The sequence below is a fragment of the Microbulbifer variabilis genome (assembly GCF_052467165.1).
Map to the genome: position 1 here is coordinate 1364209 of NZ_CP174301.1, position 20862 is coordinate 1385070.

Here is a 20862-nt window from a genome sequence, read left to right on the forward strand (position 1 = left end):
ACATCAGGCCATTTGTATTTAGTTACGAGTGCGGCCGACAATTATGCGGAAACTGGGGCGGGGCAGCTAGTGAGCTGTTTCCAAATGCCAGATTGGAGACGATTGCACCAAGTTCTATTGCTGAACTGACTGGGGCCAGCCATAGTGGCCCCGAAGCAGAAAAGGCTATTTCTTCACTAAGTTATCTATGGCTGGACCGGCGTCCCTGGAAAAATCTGTGGGAGTGAAACCCAGCAACTGTAATGCTGTGGCGGCAATCTGATTCTGGTACAGAGTGGGGCCCCCTGATACTTCACCATGTGCTTTGATATCCGGGCCCAGTGCTGCAATCCAGATTTCATCTGATCCGGGCATGCCATTTTTGTGTGGGTGGTCTTCCTTGCCAAAATATTGAGTCAGTGCCGGGCCGCTGGCGTGGTGTGGCCAGGCTTCGGCAATGTTACCGCGGCCATGGTCCACGGTTATTATCAGGTTAGTATTGTTTCGGTAGCCTTCGATAGATTGCAGGGTACTCCATAGGTCTGCGAGAATTACATCACTGCGATGGGCGGAATCGAGGTATTGGTGGTACTGTTCATCGTGGGCGAAATCATCGGTCTCACCCAGGGCTATATAGAGCATCTTTGGCTTATTATGGATTAAATATTCTTTGGCGAGCCCATAGGTGAAGGCGTCCGGGCGTACATCCTGCCAGAAAACTGGCAGCTGGCCTTGCAGTTCATTCAGAAATTGAGCACGCTGGGATATTCCAGGCCAGTTGGCGGGTTCCAATCCTGCATTGACAAAAACACCGCTTCGATCCCGGTTGATAATAGCTGAGAATACGCCCCAGCTACCAAAAACAGCTACACTTTTTTCAAACTCTGGTTTGTTATTTAACCATTCCAGGAAAGTGATATTGTCATTGGGTAGTGGATCATTGCTGTTAATTTTTGGATCGGCGCGCCCGGTGAGGATTTCATTGTAGCCAGGGTAGGAAAACCACCAGCCGTTAGTGATATTGGCAAAAGATTCCTTGTCACGGTTACCGGCCAGAAATCCGCCTTTTTCTATTTTATTCCAGATAAAAGGAAAAAGTTTTTCTCGCTTTACCTTTGCTGATTCGCCTCCAAATTGCTTGATCAATTGATCTTTATTCTCCGTAAACTTTTCGTGATTCAATATTTCCTGGTCGTAACCGGAAAAAACTTCCTGCCAGCGCAAGCCATCAATAGTTACCAGTACCAGATTATCGGCAGCCTTAGAGTGGGCGCAAAGTGTTATAGCCAGTATTGCCGTGAGAAGGGCCTTCATAGAGTGTATCCTCTGTGGGCGTTGCCCAGTGTTATTATTTGTTATATCGCGCTATATCTCTTTATGGTTTGAGCGATGCCAAATTTTACCGAAAAAACACGGTAAGAAAAAACTACAAGCTTATTCAGCTTTATTTTGCGAAAGGGCAACTGTTTAGGTGAGCCAATTTAAGCATCCAAGCAGCGCTCATTGGGAGCTGCCTGGATGCTTATGGAAAGTTACTTAGAAATCCAGGATAACTGATGGTGATATTGTGCACGGAGCGCCCCCCCCCAGGCAACGCCTGAAACTACACCACCCAGGTTGTCTTCATCAAACGGGTTAAGGGGAAGCGAGCTTAGTATTCTGATTAGAGGCTCAATAAATATTCCGTTCTTAGGGAGTCAAAATTAGGGATAGGCTCTGATAGGGCACAAAACATGAGAAAATGGGTTGTACATTGATGAATTGGAAGCCCCGGAGCTTTACGATAAAATTTCGGGGCGTGAGATGGAAAAATTCATTTAGGGTCAAGAGGCAATTTTCAATGAAATTCCAGTGCAGGCCTCTATTGCTGACCAAATAATACCGATAACCGCATTCCAAACCTTTTCAATAGTGACTGCGAGAAGTCCACGTAAAGTTTTGGCAAAGTTTAGGGCCATATCTTCCAGAGAGTCTAGAAAGTAGTCTCTGAGGTCATCATCAATTTCCTCGGCCAAAATTGCGTTGGCGATGAGCTTTGCTTGCAGCGCCAGCGCAGCCAGTTGGCGTTCTGAAAAACCGCGAATCTCGGTGATATCGTGATTGATAACTGTGGAAGCTGCATCTTTGATATTGGAAATCAGCTGGTTAACGTCAAGTGACATGTCTAATTCCTCAGCGGTTTAGAAAAGATTCATAGGTCAGGGCCTGGTCCATGGAGATTACAATTTCATTTTTGAAGAGAGCAACAGCAGTAGCACGCAGTCCCTTATCTTCATCTTCCTTTCGCATTCGATTTAGACTGCTGGAAATTTTTTCAAGGGAAGCAACACTTGGTGGTGCAGATTCAAAACTAATATTGCTATCTGTAGAGTCAAGGTAATTGTTGATTTTTCTCAAAGTAACCTTGCCGGGGACAGGTCGGGTATTTGATTGCATGGCCAGCGCATCAATTTTACCAATTAAGGAGTGATAGTTTTGGCTTCTCTCGCTATAGGAGCCTTTGTTGGTGCCATGGGAAACCGAGGAAAAGAATTGCATCAATTCAGCATTGACTTCGGTTAGGCCTGAATAAAGCTCCGCATCATACCTGGGAGCAAGCTGGGTACAGCTACTGACAAGAATCGCCAGAAATAAGCACAGAGTCGATGCTCTTTTCATTGGCTGGTTGGCTGACATCTCTACTCTCCTTGCTGTAAGTGTATTGTTGGTGACTGTTGTGTTCTGGAAATTTCTTACCGGCACGAGCAGTGCGCTTTGTTATTGGTTCAGGCTGGCTCTATGGCTATTTTTTCGCTAGGGCTAACGATACTATTTTGTCGCTCGTAATAAGATAGCAGTAGCCTCACGGCCTCCTGATTGTCAAAGTAACGAGAGTGTACCCTGGCAGCCAGCTTGTCTGGGAAAGTGCCATATGAGCCAATAATACGCTCATAGCAATGATGGGCATCTGGTACTGCCGATCCGCTGGCAAACCAATCTGAGTGAGACTTGATATCAATCCACTCAATTAAGTCTTTGCGCTGGGACAGTTCAAGTACTTCATTCTGCAGCCAGGGTGCTTGCTTACCTAATACTTCAATTAGGGAGCCCATTGTGAGTATGCGAACAGGGACTCCAATGGGGGGAAGGTCAGCAAACAGGTCAACAGTGACAACACTACCGAAGCTGTGTCCGACAATGGTCACCGACTGGTATTTTTCTTGTGCAAGGCTGCTTTCCAATTGTTCACGTACTCGTCGGATTATTTCAAAACGTACCGCAGGTTTGCCCCTGGCCGCCGGTTCATTGGTGAGGTAGCGCTTACAAAAATCAGAGATGTCCACTAATAGGGAGACCGGCATTAATGCCACTATTGCCGTGGCTACAGCCCATATTCGCCAGCCACCAATGTACTCCACGGAGCGCTTCAACTTTTCCACCAGGAAGAAGAAAGGGTTGTCTGTGGCTGGCTCTATGGCCTCAACAAATAAAATAATGGTACCTAGGTACCAGACAATAAAAGCAAGAGCCGATAGCGTCAGGCCAAAAGTTAAGTATTTACGTCTAAGTACCCCTTTCCAGATGTGAAGATTGGCAAGCCAGAACCAGATCAATGAGAATCCTCTGGCAAGCCGAGTTTTCAATGTTTGCTGAGTAATACTGGGAACCAAGTCGTTCCAGTATGCCTCCACAAGATCCAGCTCCTGGGGCTGTCCGCTCGAAGCTACTCGTAAGCGGTGGACTCCAGGGGGAATAGAGGGATCTGCAATGGGAGTGAGCGGCATGCGCTCGCTTGCTGCGATAAGTCCTTCGGTGAATTCGGACAGCTGAGCAGTGCTGGTGACCCTCGTTAAGCCAGGAACCAGCAAAATCAGGCTTCTATTCATGATGCTTCCAAATGATCGGTAACGGTAGCGTGAGCACTCCAAATTGATCGAAGGCCAATAGCCAACTAAACTTTTGTTGTTCGGTGCTGCTTTGAGAAACGAACTTCCTTATCTTTAGGTGTATGCTGGCAGAAAGTCAGCAATGGCACATTCCAGTGCCGAAAATTTGTTCTATAACCGGGCTCACGCAGTGATCGTGATTAAGGTGGCAGGAACTTGGTACCCAATGAATGAGTCTTGTCCGATTTATATGTGATAGGGCAGGAGAAGTAAACAGGAAATTTTCAGGAAAGTATCGGGTAATCCAGAAGGTTCTAAGAAATCTGAAAGTCTGTTCGGCATGAGGGCAACCGCTTCACAAATCGGGCCCAAGTGAGGGAATCGACAAAGGCCCATAAAATTTACTCAGCAAGCTCGGTTTTCAGTTCAACTAGGACAAACTCATTGCCATATAAATCTTCAAAGTGTGCAAATTCTGCACCAGCTTCAGACCTGTGGGGCTTAGTAAACTGAACACCGTTATCCACCAGGCGTTCATATTCACTCTGAAAGTTATCCGTATAAATGACGGCGCATGGTTGCCCGGCAGTTTGTTTTCCGACACTCTTCTCCTGATTTTCTGAGGAAGCTTGAAGTAGCCAGATTCCTACATCTTTCTGTTTTGGTAAGCGGACATGGACGAACCGAAGGGGAGGCGCTTCGGAGTCGACAAATACCTCAAAGCCCAGCTTATCTCTATAAAACCTGATTGCCTCTTCGTACTCCCTGACCAAAATTACCAGTCTACCAATGGAGTTCATACTCTCCCCCTATTACATTTTACATTTGGATCGGCGTGAGTTTTCTTTCCTACATAGTGTAATCATTTTCAGTAACGGGGAATTTTACTTAAAAAGAAAGGGGCGTGAATCCGGTTGGTTGGAAAGCACGCCAGAAATAGGAGGTTAAACAGAGTTTTCGTTAGATTTGAGGTTATACACCTCAATTTCTACATACTGAATACCTCTGATGCGCTAAAACTATTCTACATATATTTTCACTTTTATTATGTTTGAGTCTGTTAGGTAAAGTGAGCTTTTCAGATGAAGGGTGGATTATTGAACACCTAAAGCAAGCGGAGAATATCTGTGAGATTGCATAGTTTAAATGAAGTCAAGCCCTTGTTTTACTGGATTGCTCCAATCCTCTTTTTTTCCCTCTTACTGGTTGCTGCATCTTCACAAGCTTGCACGCGGATATTATATGGAACTGGTACAGGGAACTATATCACCGGAAGAAGCATGGACTGGAGTGATATTAAAGCTGCTATGGATTTCTGGGCATTTCCAAAGGGGATGCAACGCAACGGAGGGGTTGGTAGAGGCTCTATTGAGTGGACATCCAATTATGGTTCTGTTGTGATCAGTATCTATGAGTCTGCGACTTCAGATGGGATCAATGAAGCTGGTTTAGTGGGAAATCTTCTATATCTGGCTGAAGCGGATTACGGTAATCCGGAAGCACGGGGTAAGCCAACAATTTCGGTTGGGGCCTGGTTACAGTATTTTCTGGATAACTTTCGTACAGTTAGTGAAGCGGTAAATGCGATGAAGCGAGAGCCTTTCACCGTGGTTGGTACAGATCTGCCCAATGGCAGGCCGGCTACCGCACATATTGCTCTTTCTGATCCATCTGGTGATTCTGCAATATTTGAATATATAAAAGGGGAGTTGCAGGTTCATCATGGGAAACAATACACGGTAATGACAAACTCGCCAATTTATGGACAACAACTAGCTATCAATACCTATTGGGACCTTATTGGTGGCCAGAATTTTCTGCCTGGTACTATTAGTGCAGCTGACAGGTTTGTGCGAGCTAGCTATGCCTTGGAGTCATCCCCGAAATACAATGCGCGTAGGGATGCATTAGCTTCCGTGTTCTCACAAATACGCGCTGTTAGCGTTCCTCTGGGGATGAGTAATCCAGAGAAGCCTAATATCGCCTCGACACTGTGGCGTTCAGTGATAGACCAGTCTGCCAAACGCTACTATTTTGAATCGGTTATCAATCCCTCAGTCATTTGGGTGGATCTTGATAAGTTAAACCTTAGTCTCGGTGCTCAAGTAATGAGTATGAAACTGGATGTTCCTGAGAATCTTGGGGGAGAGGTTGTTTCTGAATTTAAGCCGGCGAGTCCTTTCAAATTTCTTGCACCAAAATAAGACCTACAATTCATGATGTTAGAAATATCTCTCACTTCACCTCAAAATAGCATCTAGTCAATATAGGGGAAGCGGCTTTTGAAAATGATGATAAAATTGTCTGTTCAAGCGGCGGAATATGCCCTTTTAACAGTTTAATAATAAAAAGTCTCTTATTGGTGCGATTTTGCTTGACTAGTAGATGGGATGTATTTGAACGGGGTGTTGTGAGTGGTGGTATATATCAAACACCACAAGCGGATTTAGTGGTAAGTAAATTCAATTCGAAAAGTGCATCAGAGAGATTGACTCATTCGCGAAGGAATATTGAGAAGGCTGTAGCACTACCTAGAATAAAAGTTGCCTGGGGATTTCGCCTTGCTGGTAATTTTCTATTCTTTACCGTTATTATATTTTCTATCGTTCAGGTATCCACTCTGGAGCTGGATGTTGGTCTGATAGTGCTGGGAGTATTTCTTGGGATGTACATATTGGAAAGCTACGTAATAATTGCTTTCTTTTGTAAGCAAGCTTGGTGTGTAATTCCTATGCATGTGTTTTCAATTTTATCTCTGTTAAGTATTTCATATGGAGCAATGCTTTCAGTAATCCACTTTTTAAATATGGGGAAAATTCAGTTTAATAAAGGCTCTCTTGCAGATTTGATGTGATGTTGAATGTAGGATGTTTAACATGTGGCGAAAAAGGAGGAAATAATGTCTCAAGAGCTTACTATTCGCCCAATGACAAGAGGGGAAGTGGATTTATTGGTGGATTGGGCGGCAGAGGAAGGCTGGAATCCTGGGTTAAATGATGCGGAAATATTTTGGAATACCGACCCTGAAGCATTCGTTGCAGCATTAAAAGATAAGGAGCTGATAGGAGGTGGAGCGATTACTTCCTACGATGGGAGGTATGGATTTATGGGTTTTTTTATTGTGCGGCCAGAATTTAGACATCGTGGCTACGGAAACTACTTATGGCATATACGTAGAGATAAAATGTTGGCGCGGCTCTGTCCTGGGTCTACTGTTGGATTAGATGGCGTTTTTGACATGCAAAGCTACTATGCCAAGGGCGGATTTTCTTTCTCGCATCGTAACCTGCGTTTTGTTTGCCGGCCCTCAAGCAGGGTAAAAACCCTTGAAGGGAATGTTGTTCCTCTATGCCAAGTGCCTTTTGATCATCTAAACCAATATGATCGCGCTTGTTTTCCTGCCTGCAGGGGTAAGTTTCTACAGGGGTGGATAGCTCAACCTGAGGCGCTGTCTTTGGGGTACTTAAAGGACAGTCGCCTTGAAGGGTATGGAGTAATGCGTCGGTGTAGAAAAGGATTCAAAATTGGACCTCTATTTGCAAATGATCGACAGGTAGCGAAGTCCCTTTGTGATCAGTTATTGGTACATGCGGCAGGTGAGGAAGTATTCTTGGACGTTCCAGAAAATAATCCTGCAGCAATGGCATTGGCCCGAGCATACGGTATGGAGGAAGTTTTTGGTTGTGCCAGAATGTATCTAGGGCCCAAACCGAAAATTATGCATAATCGCGTGTTTGGCGTTACAACTTTTGAGTTAGGCTAATGCAAAAGCGAGATTTAATTGGTTATGCCGGTAAACCTCCGCATCCTCAGTGGCCTGATGAGGCTCAAGTTGCCGTGCAATTTGTTCTTAATGTTGAAGAGGGGTCCGAATCTACACTGGTTAATGGTGATGGACAATCTGAGTCTTATTTACATGAAATTTCTGGTAGGCCTCCCCGGGTAGGTGAGAGGGATTTTAGTGTTGAAAGTATGTATGAGTATGGTGCTCGGGCTGGAGTTTGGCGTTTGCTAAACCTATTTGAGGAGAGACGGTTAAAGTTAACTGCGTTTGCTACGGGGTTGGCGCTGGAATTAAATCCAAAAATTGGGGAGGCCCTCTCTGCAGGGGGGCATGAAGTCGCGGGTCATGGCTATCGCTGGTTGGATTATAAGACAGTGCCAGTTGAAGATGAGCGGCAGGGTATTAGGCGCACTATTGAAATAATTAAGCACATAACAGGATGTCCACCTAGAGGTTGGTATACGGGTCGGACGAGCCTTAATACCAGGAAATTACTAAATGATGAGAGTGATCTTATTTATATTTCTGATTCTTATTGTGACGACCTGCCTTATTGGCAGTCCAGTGTATCTGAGAAATTGATAGTACCATACACCTTAGTGAACAACGATATGAGATATCTAATGCCTAATGGTTTTTCATCGGGGCAGGATTTCTTTTTATTGTTGAAGGACGCTTTTGACTGTCTTTGGAAGGAGGGAAAGAAAAGCCCCAAACTGATGAGTATTGGTTTACATGGTCGTATTAGTGGGCACCCGGCCAGGGCTATGGCTATTGCTCGATTTTTAGATTATATCATTACCTTTGAAGCTGTTTGGATTTGTCGTCGGGAGGATGTTGCTAAATGGTGGATATCTAAGCAATCTAAAAGCAATAATATATAGAGTTTTTGGGGAATATCTTGAGGTTCTGAATTTTCCTGGTATTTGTATGATGGTTAGTGCTCTACACTTCACTGAACTCTCTACTTGAGTCTCTGCATAAAGTTGAAGCGATTGATTTTCGATTCGGAGTGCGGATCTCGGCATAGGGGCATAAAAAATTCCTGTTTGCACCTATCTGATAAACAATGCCTTGGATCATGGACCGGGCAAAGAATAGCTACTCATGCGGGGCTTTGAAGAGGCAGCTAATGATTTTGGTATGAATTAAAAAGGAATTGGCTGATATTCATAGCATGCCGCAGAATTCCTTATTAATCAGCCTGGAGTGGATTGCGATGATGTGGGTGCTTATGATGAATCATGGAGTCGCTTACAGGAAAAGCTGCCTGCGCTAATACCCTCAACAAAGTTAAGGATGTGTGCATCCTATCTACTTGATCAAACAGACGTGAGGGTTGCAATAAAGAAGATTGACAATACTGTGGATATTATCTTCAATAGTCCAGCGAGTCAAACCAGCCGACCCCTTAAGCGCCGGCCGATTGAATTGGAAAGTAGCTAGTATCGGACAAGTTAATGTTGGCTACTTTGAACTAATATGTTTCCACTCTTATGCTGCTCATAGATTGTGAAGGGAAGGACAGCTGTGTCAGTGGCTGCGGAGAGAACACTGTCAACAAGATAGGCCCCAAGAAGCGGTGCAAAATTCAAAGATTCGCTATTTGAATGCATTTTGCACATATTGTACGACAGACCGCTATAAACTCTAGGGATGGATTCACAATTAGTTTTCTGCTTTTTTAAGTTTCTTGCAATTTCGAGATCTGTGCTTGATAAGGTGGTAACGGTTCCGCAAGCTGTTAGAGAAAAAATGCTCAATATTAAAATTAGATTTTTCATAAATTATATAACTTCCTTGAGAAATTAATATTCCGGTTTAAAGCTTTTCATCTGTGACTGAAGCGCTATGGTGGCCGGTATCCTTTAATAATTTAGTGCCCACACCTATGAATGTAGTTTGTGACGCTTTAGGGATTGCAGACAAACTTAAATTTTTTATTGCCTCTTCCATGTCATAGTTGAAGTGAATGTATTGACTAGAAGGTTGGATGTAAAGTTCCATATTCTTATTTTGATTGAAATTTAATCTAAAAAGTATCTATCTAGCTCCCAGTCTAGCCCTTAATCTTTTTAATCGATTTTTTTCTATTAGCACCTGAAAAATGTGATTGCTTCGCAAGGACTATAGATAGTGTCGTAAGAGGGAGTGGGTGAGCAGCCCATCCACCGGGCTCACTCCGATGGATGGTAACGGGATCATTCTATTTATAATTAATAGGCACGAAAGGGAGTTTAGTTTTTAGTTGGGATTGCCTGAACAACTTTAATAAAGTAATCCCAAAAGTTGGCGACACTTTGGATGTGTACTCTCTCTTCTGGCGAGTGGGCGCGGCGAATGGTGGGGCCGAATGAGACCATATCCCAATTGGGGTAAGGTTTGGCTAGAAGGCCACACTCCAGGCCGGCGTGGATCACTTTCACTTCAGGCTCTTCTCCGGTCATTTCTTTGTAAACACCCTTCATCATCGCGAGTAGTGGTGAGTTGGGGTTTGGCGTCCAGCCGGGGTATGAATTATCCAGTTTGGTTTCTGCACCGGCCAATTCAAAAGTAGCGGCTACATCCAGGCTGTGCTGATCCCTAGCACTATCAGAAAGGCTGCGTACCAGGCACTGTATTTGAACCCGGTGTTGGCCGTCTTTTTCTATAGTGACCACGCGGGCCAAATTGTTGGAAGTGTCAGCAATACCTTCCAGTGCGGTACTCATGCGCTCCACGCCATTGGGGCAGCAGCGAATAGCGCGAATCAGCTTTTGTTGACTCGTGATATCCATTGTATTGAGTGGTGTATCGGTGCTCTCCAGGCTAACTTCCAGTGCCGCTTCGTTATCCAGCTCCCGCGCAATTTGTGCGCTTTCAGTATGGACAACTGTTTGTAGTTGCTCCCGGTTGTCAGCAGGAACTACGAGGGTACTAAATGACTCTCGGGGAATGGCATTGCGCAAGCTTCCCCCATCTAATGTAGCGATTCTCAAAGTAGGAATTTCACGTAGGGCGGCATCGATAATGCGGTTGGCAATCTTATTGGCATTGCCACGTCCCTTATCAATATCCAGCCCTGAGTGGCCTCCGCGCAGGCCGCGTACAGACAGTTTATATGCCTGACTGCCAGCTGCTACAGGTATTGCCTTGTAGGGCAGAGCTGCATTGACATCGATACCACCGGCACAGCCAATGTAGAGCTCACCTTCGTCTTCAGTGTCGAGGTTTAACAGCAGATCGGCTTCGAAGTAGCCTGGCTGCAGGTTCTTAGCACCGGTCATGCCCGCTTCTTCATCGATGGTGAGCAGAGCTTCCAGGGCGGGGTGGGGGATATCTGTAGACTCCATCAAGGCAAGAATGGCGGCGACGCCGATGCCATTGTCGGCTCCAAGGGTAGTGCCTTCGGCGGTAATCCACTCACCATCAACATGCGGTTTGATAGGGTCGGTGAGGAAATCGTGTTCAGTATCCGCATTTTTTTGCGGCACCATGTCGACATGGCTTTGCAGCGCCAGAGTTTGATGATTTTCCATGCCCGGTGTTGCCGGCTTTTTGATAATAACATTGCCAATCTCATCCAGCTGCACATCCAGGCCGCGGGCTTTGGCGAAATCGACAATGTGCTCAACAACTCTATCTTCATGCTTGGAAGGGCGGGGGATTTCACAAAGTTTGGCGAAGTGTTTCCAGAGAGGGGTAGGGTTCAGCTCAGCAATATTGCTCATTGGTGGCCTCAAATCATTCTTATGGGATTAATTGTCGTTTCCTGTAAAACCTGTTTATGGGGTCGACCAAGAGGTAACAGGAAAGAGCCCGGCATTTGCCGGGCTCTTTGGATGTTGCTCGTCGTTACTTTTGTGGGGCCTCTTCAGTTACCGAGCTCTCTGACAAAAGCTCGAGTGCAATGCGGCGTTTATCTATGTCCACCGCAGTAACTTTGACATTGACGGTCTGCTCTAACTGAAAACTTTGCTCATTGTGGGTGAGTGTTAAGTGTTTGCCGTCAAATGTGGGTAGATTCTTTTTATCGCCGTTCAAGCGGACAAATCCATCAATGCCGTATTGGTCCAAGCGTACGCCCAGCCCAGCTCCATTAACCAGGACAATCTTGCCAGTAAAATCCTGACCTACTTTATCCTGCATAAACTGAGTGTAAAGCCATTGTTCGAGGGCTCGATTGGCTTGGCGTCCACGGAGCAGGCTATCTTGCAGGCTCTCGATTTCTGTGTCGCTCAGTGTTTTCGCAGGACTATTCTCAGATGCTGCGCGCAGTACGCGGTGGTTATACAGGTCGTTGTACTTGCGAATGGGTGAGGTTACGGTGGCGTAGGCCTCAAGTCCCAGACCCAGGTGCGCACCGGAGTTGTTGTTGAGCTGGCCGGGACGCAGCATGCGCTTCAGCACTGCGAGAAGGTTGCGCATTTGCGCATCTTCATGGCTCTCCAGGTGTTTAACCAGCGCTAAATAGTGCTGCAATTGGCTGAGATCGTTTTCCGCATGTTCTGGGAGTAATTCCTTTAGAAGGCTTCTTACTTCGCCCATCCGCTCTTCGCGAAAACCCAGGTGTACTGAGAAGCAGCCCTGTTGTAATTCTGCCAGTTTTGCTCCGATGCAGATATTGGTGGCGAGCATAGCTTCCTCAACCATGCGCTGGGCAATATTACGCTCCTGCTTCTCAATACGCTCGATTTTGCGCTCTTTGTTGAGGTGAATTTCATAGTCAGGGCGCTCTTCCATTGCCAGGGAGTGCCCTGCGCGATATTTGGCGCGGGCCTCATACAGAGCGGCAAGGTTGCGCAAGCTTTCTTTTTGCTCTTCCGGTACCGCGGACTCATCTCCCTCTATGAGTTGGCTTACCTGGTTGTAGCTCAATTTATATTGGGAGCGAATTGCGGCAAATTCATAGCGGCTTGAAATAATTTTACCGTCGCTGTCGATATCGATGTGTACTACCAGTACAGGGCGCAACTCATTAGGTATCAGGGAAAAAAGGTCCTCACATAGGCTGCGCGGCAGCATAGGCAGAGTTTCGCCAGGGAGATACTGGCTGTGGGCGCGCTTAAACGACTCGAGATCCAATGGGCTGCCCTCGGTGATAGCACTTGAGGGGTCGGCAACGGCGATATGCAGGGTCCAGCCGTTTTCGCTAGGCGTAACGGCGAGGGCATCGTCCATATCGCGGGTGGTTTCCGCATCAATAGTGACAAAGCCCAATTCGGATAAGTCGGTGCGCTCAGAGGTATTGGTGACAATCTGTTCAGAAATGGTTTTAGCCTGTTTCTCCGCTGCCGGACCAAACTGCTCAGGTAGCTTGTATTGGGCCACTACATAGGCATGCTCAATGCCAGGCATTTCTGGTTTACCGATAACAGTCTCAACTTTTGCCTGGGCGCGCCCGTCCTTAAAGGGATGACGATTGACTTTGCAGGCGATAAATTCGCCTGGCTGTGCCTTGCCCCTTGCTTTAGGAGGCAGGAAAATCCATCGAGACAGGCCATTCTGAGTGGGCTGGATAAAGTGCCCTTGACCTCGCTGTACATATTGGCCAACCAGGTAATCCAGCTGGCTGTCGAGTAGGGCATCTAATTCGGCTGTCAGTTTGCCTTTGCTCTCCTTTGTAATGCAGACGCGAACCCGGTCACCTGGGAAAACACGTTCCATTTCGTTGGGTGGCAGAAAGGCCTCCCGTCCATCCTCCAGCTCCACGAAGCCAAATTTGCCATTGCTGCCGCGTACCCGGCCTTCGGCAAAGTCCTTACTGGAGCGAATATCTGTTTTCAGTTGTGAAAGTTGTTTCAGAGCGTCGGCATTCAGCATCGAGTTTATCTCTCGGGTCGATTTGGGCGCGGATTCTACCAGACCATGCTGACACGATGTAACGGAGTCCGGTAGTGGAAGAAAGTATCCCTGTGCTAATAGGGCCGCGCGGTGGGTTGAAGGGGAGGTCAGGATTACTGACCGCTTAGGCGACTATATTTTCGCAAGGTCGTTTATCCTAAAAAAATATGCTTTATGTGACAATTTAGCTATTGCTTTGTGGTTATGTGCAAAATATGCAAACTTTATCTGTCGAAGGTGGATATAATCTTACCCCTGAATAAAAACAGATAAGGGCTGTGGTTGTTCCCCAGCTGTAGAACCGGCCTTCCGGAGAGGAACAGTTAATGAGTATTTTTTCCCATTCCGCCTACGATAAACACGAACAAGTGGCGTTTTACCAAGATGCTAAGAGCGGACTCAAGGCAATTATCGCGGTACACAATACGAATTTAGGTCCCTCACTGGGTGGCTGTCGCATGTGGCCATACGCCGATGATGGTGAGGCACTGAATGATGTATTGCGCCTCTCCCGAGGCATGACTTATAAGTCTGCAATGGCGGGGTTAAAGCTCGGCGGCGGGAAATCTGTGATCATCGGTGATCCGCGCAAGGAAAAGACTCCTGAGTTGCTGCGCGCCATGGGCGAATTTATCAATACCCTCGGTGGTCGCTATATCACCGCTGAGGACTCCGGCACTAGTGTCGCTGACATGAGTGTGATTGGTGAGACCACCGAATATGTATCCGGACTGTTTGCGGGCTCTGAATACGGTGGTGATCCGTCTCCTTCTACAGCCTACGGTGTATTTGTGGGCCTTAAAGCTGCGGTGGAACATCGCTGGGGTAAAGCTGACCTTGCCGGCCTGAAAGTTTCCATCCAGGGCGTTGGTAATGTGGGTTTCCGCCTCGCTAAACTGCTGAAAGATGCCGGTGCGGAGCTGTTCGTTACCGATATCTTCCAGGACAACATTGATCGCGCAGTGACTGAGCTGGGCGCGATTGCTGTAACCGCTGATGAGATCTTTGACCTCGATGTGGATCTATTTGCTCCCTGTGCCATGGGTGCGATCCTCAATGATGACACTATTTCCCGTCTAAAAGTTGGTGCGGTGGCCGGTGCGGCAAATAACCAGTTAGCTGAAGAGCGTCACGCAGAAGCATTGCGTGAGAAGGGAATCCTCTACGCCCCGGACTATGTAATTAATGCCGGTGGAATAATCGATGTGTACTACCAGCAGAAAGGCGACTACAACGCTGATGAGGTGCGTGCGCACATTGAAGAAATTGGCAGCACTATGAAAGAGGTGTTTGTACGTGCGGATGAGACTGGTGAGACTACGGCACATGTTGCTGACCGGATAGCCGAAGAGCGTTTTGGCCACCATTCTGTGACTGGCGATACCGAGAATAAATCCGGCACTGTAGCCGCATAACAGCAGTTTAACGCAAGAGAAGTGTCGGTGACCTGATCGCCACAGGCGATTGCTATGATCATTTCTCTCTGTGATGTATTTTTTGGGCACTTCGGTGCCCATTTTTTTGTCTGATATTTGTCCGATCGATCTGGCAACCGGGTAAGATGCCAGATCCACTGTTTGAATGTGCTGAGGGTTTAGCAGATATCAGGAGTGAATCCTGGCCTAAACTTGCCATCCTGAAGCCGCGGTTATTAAGAGGGAGTGACAATATGGACTTGCGTCCAGTACTTATCAGTGTCGTTATTGCCACTGCAGGTCTTGCCGGTTGCGGCAAGTCTGTCGACGATACACCCCATGCGTTATCTGTGGATAAAGAAGCCGCTGCCAGCAGCAAGGCAGCAGCCACCGATAAAGAGGCCTATGTACCGCCGCCGGAGCTGGATATCCCCTATCACAAAGAAGTTCTGCCCAATGGGTTGACGGTGATAGTGCACGAGGATCGCAAAGCCCCGGTTGTCTCCACCAATATCTGGTACAAAGTGGGCTCCAAGGATGAACCGCAGGGCAAAACTGGCTTCGCACATCTGTTTGAGCACCTGATGTTCAACGGCAGTGAGAACTATCCAGGTGAATACTTCGAGCCTTTCCAGCGCTCGGGTGCTACGGATATGAATGGCACCACTAATAATGATCGCACCAACTACTTTGCTACTGTGCCTAAAGGTGCCCTGGATATGGCTCTGTGGATGGAGTCTGACCGAATGGGCCACTTCAAGGGCGCTATCACCCAGGAAGTTTTGGATGAACAGCGTGGAGTGGTAAAAAACGAGAAGCGCCAGGGGGAGAATGCTCCCTATGGAAAGGCTTTCGACATTATTGCCAAGAGTACTTTTCCGGCAGATCATCCTTACTCCTGGACGCCAATTGGATCAATGGAAGACCTGGATAATGCCAGCCTGGAGGATGTGAAAAAGTGGTTTGCAGATCACTACCAACCGGCAAATGCCACTTTGGTAATTGCTGGCGATGTCAGTGTTGATGAGGCTATGGACAAGGCGCGCAAGTATTTTGGCGATATACCCAGCACAGGAGTACAACCGCGAATTAAAAACTGGGAACTGCCTACCCAGGTTAAAAAACGGGAGGTGGTACGAGACCAGGTGCCGCAAACTCGTATTTACAAAGTTTGGAATGTTCCTGCGGTAGGTAGTAATGAGGAGCACGCACTTGAGCTGATGACCTCCTTGTTGGCTAACCGAAAAAATTCACTACTTTATCGTCGCTTGGTGCGGGATGAGCAAGTAGCGACGAGTGTGAGCGCTTTTTATTATGGGCGCCAGCTGGCTGGGCAGTTGATGATTATTGTCGATGTGAAACCTGGGCAGTCCCTCGATAAAGTTGAAAAACTTTTGAATAAAGAATTGAGAGAATTTGCGAAAAACGGGGTGAGCGCAGAGGAGCTACGCCGAGTTAAGCAGGGAGAATTTGCCGGGTTGGTGAAGGGGCTGGAAAAAACCGGTGGCTTTGGTGGCAAGAGCGATATTCTTGCCCGCTCTGAATTTTATTATGGGGATCCTGGGGCCCTGCTTAAAGGTGTGGAAGATTATGCCAAAGTTTCCGCGCTTGAGGTGCAGGATGTGGCAAAGCAGTGGCTAAAGGATGATTCCTATACCCTGATCATTGAGCCCGAGAAAAAGTACACCGCCGCCACAGAGGGTGCCGACCGCAGCAAATTGCCAGAGGTCGATAAGAATGTAGAGTTGGAGTTGCCCAAGCAGCGCGAATTTACATTGAAAAATGGCCTCAAGGTGGTTCTGGCGGAGCGTCATGATACGCCTGTGGTATTGATGAACTTGCAGTTCCGCAGTGGGGCCTCTGCCGATCAGAATAAACCTGGTCTCGCCTCTGTGACTGCTCAAATGTTAAATGAGGGTGCTGGAGACCTGGACAGCCTGGAGTTTAGTGCGCGCTCTGAGGAGCTTGGGGTGAGTATTGGCGGGGGGAGCGGACTGGATTACAACTCCATCAGTATGAGCGCCCTCAAGACCCAGTTGGAGCCCTCTTTGAAGTTGTTTGCCAAAGTGGTGACTGAGCCCCGTTTCCCTGAGTCGGATCTTGAAAGGGTAAAATCCAACCGCTTGGATGCCATAGCCCAGGAAAAGGCACAGCCCCAGGGCTTGGCTCTGCGTGAGCTGCCGCCATTGCTGTTTGGTCCAGATCATCCCTACGGTTCACCGTTGACCGGTTCCGGTACTCCCGAGGGGATAAAGTCAATAACCCGGGAAGATCTGGTGAACTTCCAGAAAACCTGGGTGAGACCGGATAACGCCACTCTGACGGTTGTGGGGGATGTAACGGAAAAAGAAATTGAGCCATTACTGAACGAAACTCTGGGTGGTTGGAAGGCACCTAAAACTGAATTACCAAAAATTGAAGTGGCTAAAGTTGAGCGTCCCGAAAAAGCCCGAGTGTATTTGCTGGATCGCCCAGGAGCGCAGCAGAGTTTTATCATGGCCGGTTTGGTTATGCCTCCCTGGCAACCCCAAGGTGCTGAGGCCTTCGATGCAATGGCCAATATTATCGCAGGGAAATTTACTTCCCGAGTAAATATGAATCTGCGTGAAGATAAGCACTGGTCATATGGAGCTCGCGCTGTTTCTATGGATACAGAAGGCCAGCGTCCCTACATTTTGTTCGCGCCAGTGCAAACGGATAAAACCGCACCAGCAATACAGGAGTTGGTGAAAGAGTATCGGGATTATCTCAGTGATCGTCCAATTACGGAGAAGGAGCTCGAAGATTACCGAAATGATGAGGTACTCAAGCAGAGTGCACGCTTCCAAACCAAGGGGCAATTGCTTTCCAGTATTAATTGGCAGGTAGAAAAGGGGCTGCCGGAGGAGTATATCGCTGAGTACCCACAGCGGGTGGCCGCGCTTGATACCGATAAAGTTGAAGCCTCGGCACAGGAATTCCTGGCCCCCGAGCAATTTACCTGGGTCATTGTTGGAGACCTGGATAAGATCAAGGGAGAAGTAGAGGCGCTGGATATTGGCCCGGTAGAAGTTCTGCCTTCAAAGGATTAGGGCTTTATCAGACTTTTGAAAAAGGCCTTTTATGGCCTTTTTCAACCTGAGTTTGTAGCGCATATTTAAAAACTTTCTACGATAAAAAAGTACTTGAATGCTTGATTTGCAATTCGAATATCTCTGCTAGAACCGATTAGTGAATGGTTATGGGGGGGCGAGCTCAACCAAAGCCTGTGAAATGAATAAATGCCCATCGATTTTACGCGGCTTTGATGCCAAACAATTTAACAGAAGCTGTAGGGTTAGTTTGGGTGCCTTAACTTCTAGATGTATTAAGAGGCTACTATAAATTATTTTTTGCATTACAGGTGTTTCATAAGTCTTATTATTCAACTTGCTTAGGTTGGTTGTTATGCTGCCGCCCCCATCTACTCTGGAGGAAGGCTGGGTGAATCAACGGTAGCATGGGATATATCAATATCTACGAATGCAGTCCATTTTCAAGGTGCGGATAGTATCGTACGCGCAGTTTTCCAGGCGGTCAGCTTCTTTGTTGGCTCTGAGAGGGGCTGAAAATCTCCTCTCCACAGCCGGTTACCTTATAGATGTTAAGCCTGGTCACAGTCCTATTGACATAGATATGTGCAAAGCCTGGGGGCACGAGCTTTCTCTGGCGGATTAACTTGATTACTAGTAATCCGCTGCTGGATGGGCATTCATCTAATTTTTTCGGAGGTAAGTGTATATATTTTCTGTTTAACATCAAAGTCTGTATAAATCACCACTTATTGATTTCGAAAGCAGATAGAAGAAGGAAATAATATCTATTTTTTACGGGGGTGCGAACAGGGTTGGAGTTGCTGAAAAAATAGTATTTTAATTCACGTAATTTCAATGTGTTCCTTTGGTTGGGCACTATATGGTTTAAAGACCCTGATCATCTCTTGGAGTTATTATTCAACAATGCAGGCTTTCATAAATATAAATCCTATTGAGGGTGTCGGTATTAATAGTGAGCAAAATCAGGAAGTATGGGTGGCAGGATAGCGTATAAGTCCCACATGAGGCAGGGAAAACCTTTGGTGATCACTTGCCAAGCAAAAGGGATAATTTTCTACCTCAGAATAGAGTAATAACTGTATATATAGTTGTCAAAAGAACTCTTTTGATTAAGAGTGTCACGATTATTTGATTTGCATACCATTGATAAATGAAATGATTGTCAAATTGAAAGAGGGATTTGCCTTCCCGGAAAGGTCGCGCAGGCTGGATGATTGTGAATCCTGTGTCAAAGCATATTATACATTCTGGGATAGTTTATCAGACCTGTTTTAACTTGCTTCATTGTTGTCGATCAGGAATCCTACTACTTCTTGAAAAAAACAGTTTGAGATCCAAGCTGTCTTTAATTAACCAGAACCAGGGGCATGCAAAGGTTGGTTATGCTATTTCCTGGTTTGCTAAAAGATGAAGCCACTGGCAATGATATTGTGGGGAGCAATAATACTCCAACTTTCTAGTGAGTCCAACTGATATACAGGTCGATAATTAAAACTTTGCTATTTTCGAGTTGGTCCTTCAGGTAAGAAGTCTATCATTTTTGAATGTATTGTCCGATTACAAGGTTCTTAAATGAATCATTTGATGGTTTAAAGGTGTACAATTGTTATACAAGTTGTTTTTTGAAGTTCGGAACGAGAAAGCTGCTTAAATCAAAATTGATACGATCTATTTTTCCAGGAAAATTTATCTCGTTACGATGTTGGTGTTTAAGGTTGTATTTGCAAAGTAAAATAGCCAACTTTTCAGTTGAGCCTGCCAGATTGAGATAAATGCTAAGGGCGGCCAGTTAGCTGTCTCTAAATACTATTTAGTTGAGGGTCATTCGAGGGTGTTATTTAAGTTTCCATCCAGCGAAGTTATGAATTGCTGATTTAAAGCGTTGAGGGGGTCTGAGGTTTATTAAGGGACGGCTTTCAGGGGTTGGCAAAATTAACGGAATAATAAGCTAGATTCTGTGCAGTGGCCTGAAAATAATTTCTGTACTTATTTTCTATTTATGGTAGTCAAGCTCTGTGTCTGCACTTCAGTTTGATTTGCGCCGCTAATTCAATTCTGATGGCGCTTAAGATTATTTCTCGTCATCAACATGCTAAGGCTTGTGAGGAATTTCCTACCTAGAGTGTCTAGCTTAAGATAGTTGGGGTCATATTCAAATTAGGAGCGCAATCTGAGAGCCCTGTCCCCTTGCTTGTTGATTCCTATAATTAGCTTAACTCTAGTGTCTTCTATAAATTTTATCGTGGTTGGGTAACATCATTTGCACCTTAAATTAAATAGTAATTTGTGATGGTGAAATTAAGGGGGTGAGTCTGTAAGGGGGGCTTGAAGGATGCTTATATTTATCATTCTAGAGCTTTTATGTTTAGAATATCCAGGAGTTTTTCATTTCACTTCGCCTATTAGTGTGCTACGAAATCGACTCAAAGCAAGAGGTATTTTGTACATGGCGGATATAAAAATGAAGTTCACAAAAAGGTATGATTTGAGGGTTCTGCTTTACTGAAATTGAAATAAATTAGGTGGAAGTGGCTAAAATGGTTCCTCGTGAATTTTGGGGTGCCAATTATGGGGGGTGCTGTGCGGAAAGATAATGGGATTCGTGGCCAGCATAATTTCTGTTCCGTTAAAGCTTAAGGTTTGAAATGGATAATTCCCGGTTGTCACCAGTATATGATTGCGATATAAAGTTCGACATGGTTTACGATGGTTGTTCGGCTGGTATGTAGGTGGGAGGGTTCTGGAAATAAGTCTATCTGTTAGAAAGGTTGTCATGATGGAATTTAATATTACCCATCGTAAAGCTGAGTTTTTGCGAAGGTCTCGCACATAATTAACCTTTACATTTTTTTATGTGGTTGGTAAGTTACGGCCCGGAAAAGTTACTGTTAACTTTTCTTTGGTGCAAAAATATGATTATT

The 20862-nt window shown here is 46.0% G+C and carries 13 protein-coding genes; 6 read left to right on the plus strand and 7 right to left on the minus strand.

Annotated elements, in window-relative coordinates; all coding sequences use genetic code 11:
* Positions 1 to 165: 165 nt before the first annotated feature.
* From ACJJIP_RS05975 to ACJJIP_RS05995, 5 genes are all read right to left on the minus strand, one after another.
* Positions 166 to 1293 (minus strand): alkaline phosphatase family protein, encoded by a 1128-nt coding sequence (locus ACJJIP_RS05975; RefSeq protein ID WP_020413411.1) that lies wholly within the window; start codon positions 1291 to 1293, stop codon positions 166 to 168.
* Positions 1294 to 1802: 509 nt separating this feature from the next.
* Complete coding sequence (locus tag ACJJIP_RS05980; protein ID WP_444946405.1) at positions 1803 to 2141, minus strand: hypothetical protein; 339 nt, start codon at positions 2139 to 2141, stop codon at positions 1803 to 1805.
* Between the two features lie 10 nt (positions 2142 to 2151).
* A complete protein-coding gene (locus ACJJIP_RS05985) occupies positions 2152 to 2655 on the minus strand; it encodes a hypothetical protein (protein WP_444946406.1) in 504 nt (167 codons plus the stop codon).
* Positions 2656 to 2744: 89 nt separating this feature from the next.
* Positions 2745 to 3845, minus strand: coding sequence for an alpha/beta hydrolase family protein (locus ACJJIP_RS05990; protein WP_282952912.1), 1101 nt, complete (start codon positions 3843 to 3845; stop codon positions 2745 to 2747).
* Positions 3846 to 4246: 401 nt separating this feature from the next.
* Positions 4247 to 4645 (minus strand): VOC family protein, encoded by a 399-nt coding sequence (locus tag ACJJIP_RS05995; RefSeq protein ID WP_020413407.1) that lies wholly within the window; start codon positions 4643 to 4645, stop codon positions 4247 to 4249.
* 327 nt (positions 4646 to 4972) lie between these two features.
* Here ACJJIP_RS05995 and ACJJIP_RS06000 point away from each other — a divergent pair, with 327 nt between their 5' ends.
* The 4 genes from ACJJIP_RS06000 (at position 4973) to ACJJIP_RS06015 (ending at position 8513) form a co-directional block, all read left to right on the plus strand.
* On the plus strand, positions 4973 to 6049 hold the full coding sequence (locus ACJJIP_RS06000) for a bile salt hydrolase (protein WP_444946407.1): 1077 nt from the start codon (positions 4973 to 4975) through the stop codon (positions 6047 to 6049).
* A 206-nt stretch (positions 6050 to 6255) separates the two neighbouring features.
* Complete coding sequence (locus tag ACJJIP_RS06005) at positions 6256 to 6699, plus strand: hypothetical protein (RefSeq protein ID WP_157533490.1); 444 nt, start codon at positions 6256 to 6258, stop codon at positions 6697 to 6699.
* A gap of 45 nt (positions 6700 to 6744) precedes the next feature.
* On the plus strand, positions 6745 to 7608 hold the full coding sequence (locus ACJJIP_RS06010) for a GNAT family N-acetyltransferase (protein ID WP_282952914.1): 864 nt from the start codon (positions 6745 to 6747) through the stop codon (positions 7606 to 7608).
* Complete coding sequence (locus ACJJIP_RS06015; RefSeq protein WP_020413403.1) at positions 7608 to 8513, plus strand: polysaccharide deacetylase family protein; 906 nt, start codon at positions 7608 to 7610, stop codon at positions 8511 to 8513. The genes ACJJIP_RS06010 and ACJJIP_RS06015 overlap by 1 nt, the downstream gene beginning before the upstream one ends.
* A 1353-nt stretch (positions 8514 to 9866) precedes the next feature.
* On the opposite strand, the gene ACJJIP_RS06020 is transcribed toward ACJJIP_RS06015, so the two are convergent.
* Complete coding sequence (locus tag ACJJIP_RS06020; RefSeq protein ID WP_444946408.1) at positions 9867 to 11339, minus strand: aminoacyl-histidine dipeptidase; 1473 nt, start codon at positions 11337 to 11339, stop codon at positions 9867 to 9869.
* 124 nt (positions 11340 to 11463) lie between these two features.
* On the minus strand, positions 11464 to 13431 hold the full coding sequence (locus ACJJIP_RS06025) for a VacB/RNase II family 3'-5' exoribonuclease (protein WP_444946409.1): 1968 nt from the start codon (positions 13429 to 13431) through the stop codon (positions 11464 to 11466).
* A gap of 347 nt (positions 13432 to 13778) precedes the next feature.
* Between ACJJIP_RS06025 and ACJJIP_RS06030 the strand changes: the two genes are divergently transcribed.
* Both ACJJIP_RS06030 and ACJJIP_RS06035 read left to right on the plus strand, forming a co-directional pair.
* Positions 13779 to 14867: a Glu/Leu/Phe/Val dehydrogenase dimerization domain-containing protein gene (locus tag ACJJIP_RS06030; protein ID WP_444946410.1), complete on the plus strand. Its 1089-nt coding sequence runs from the start codon at positions 13779 to 13781 to the stop codon at positions 14865 to 14867.
* Positions 14868 to 15121: 254 nt separating this feature from the next.
* Positions 15122 to 17938: a M16 family metallopeptidase gene (locus ACJJIP_RS06035; RefSeq protein ID WP_026305088.1), complete on the plus strand. Its 2817-nt coding sequence runs from the start codon at positions 15122 to 15124 to the stop codon at positions 17936 to 17938.
* Positions 17939 to 20862: the final 2924 nt, after the last annotated feature.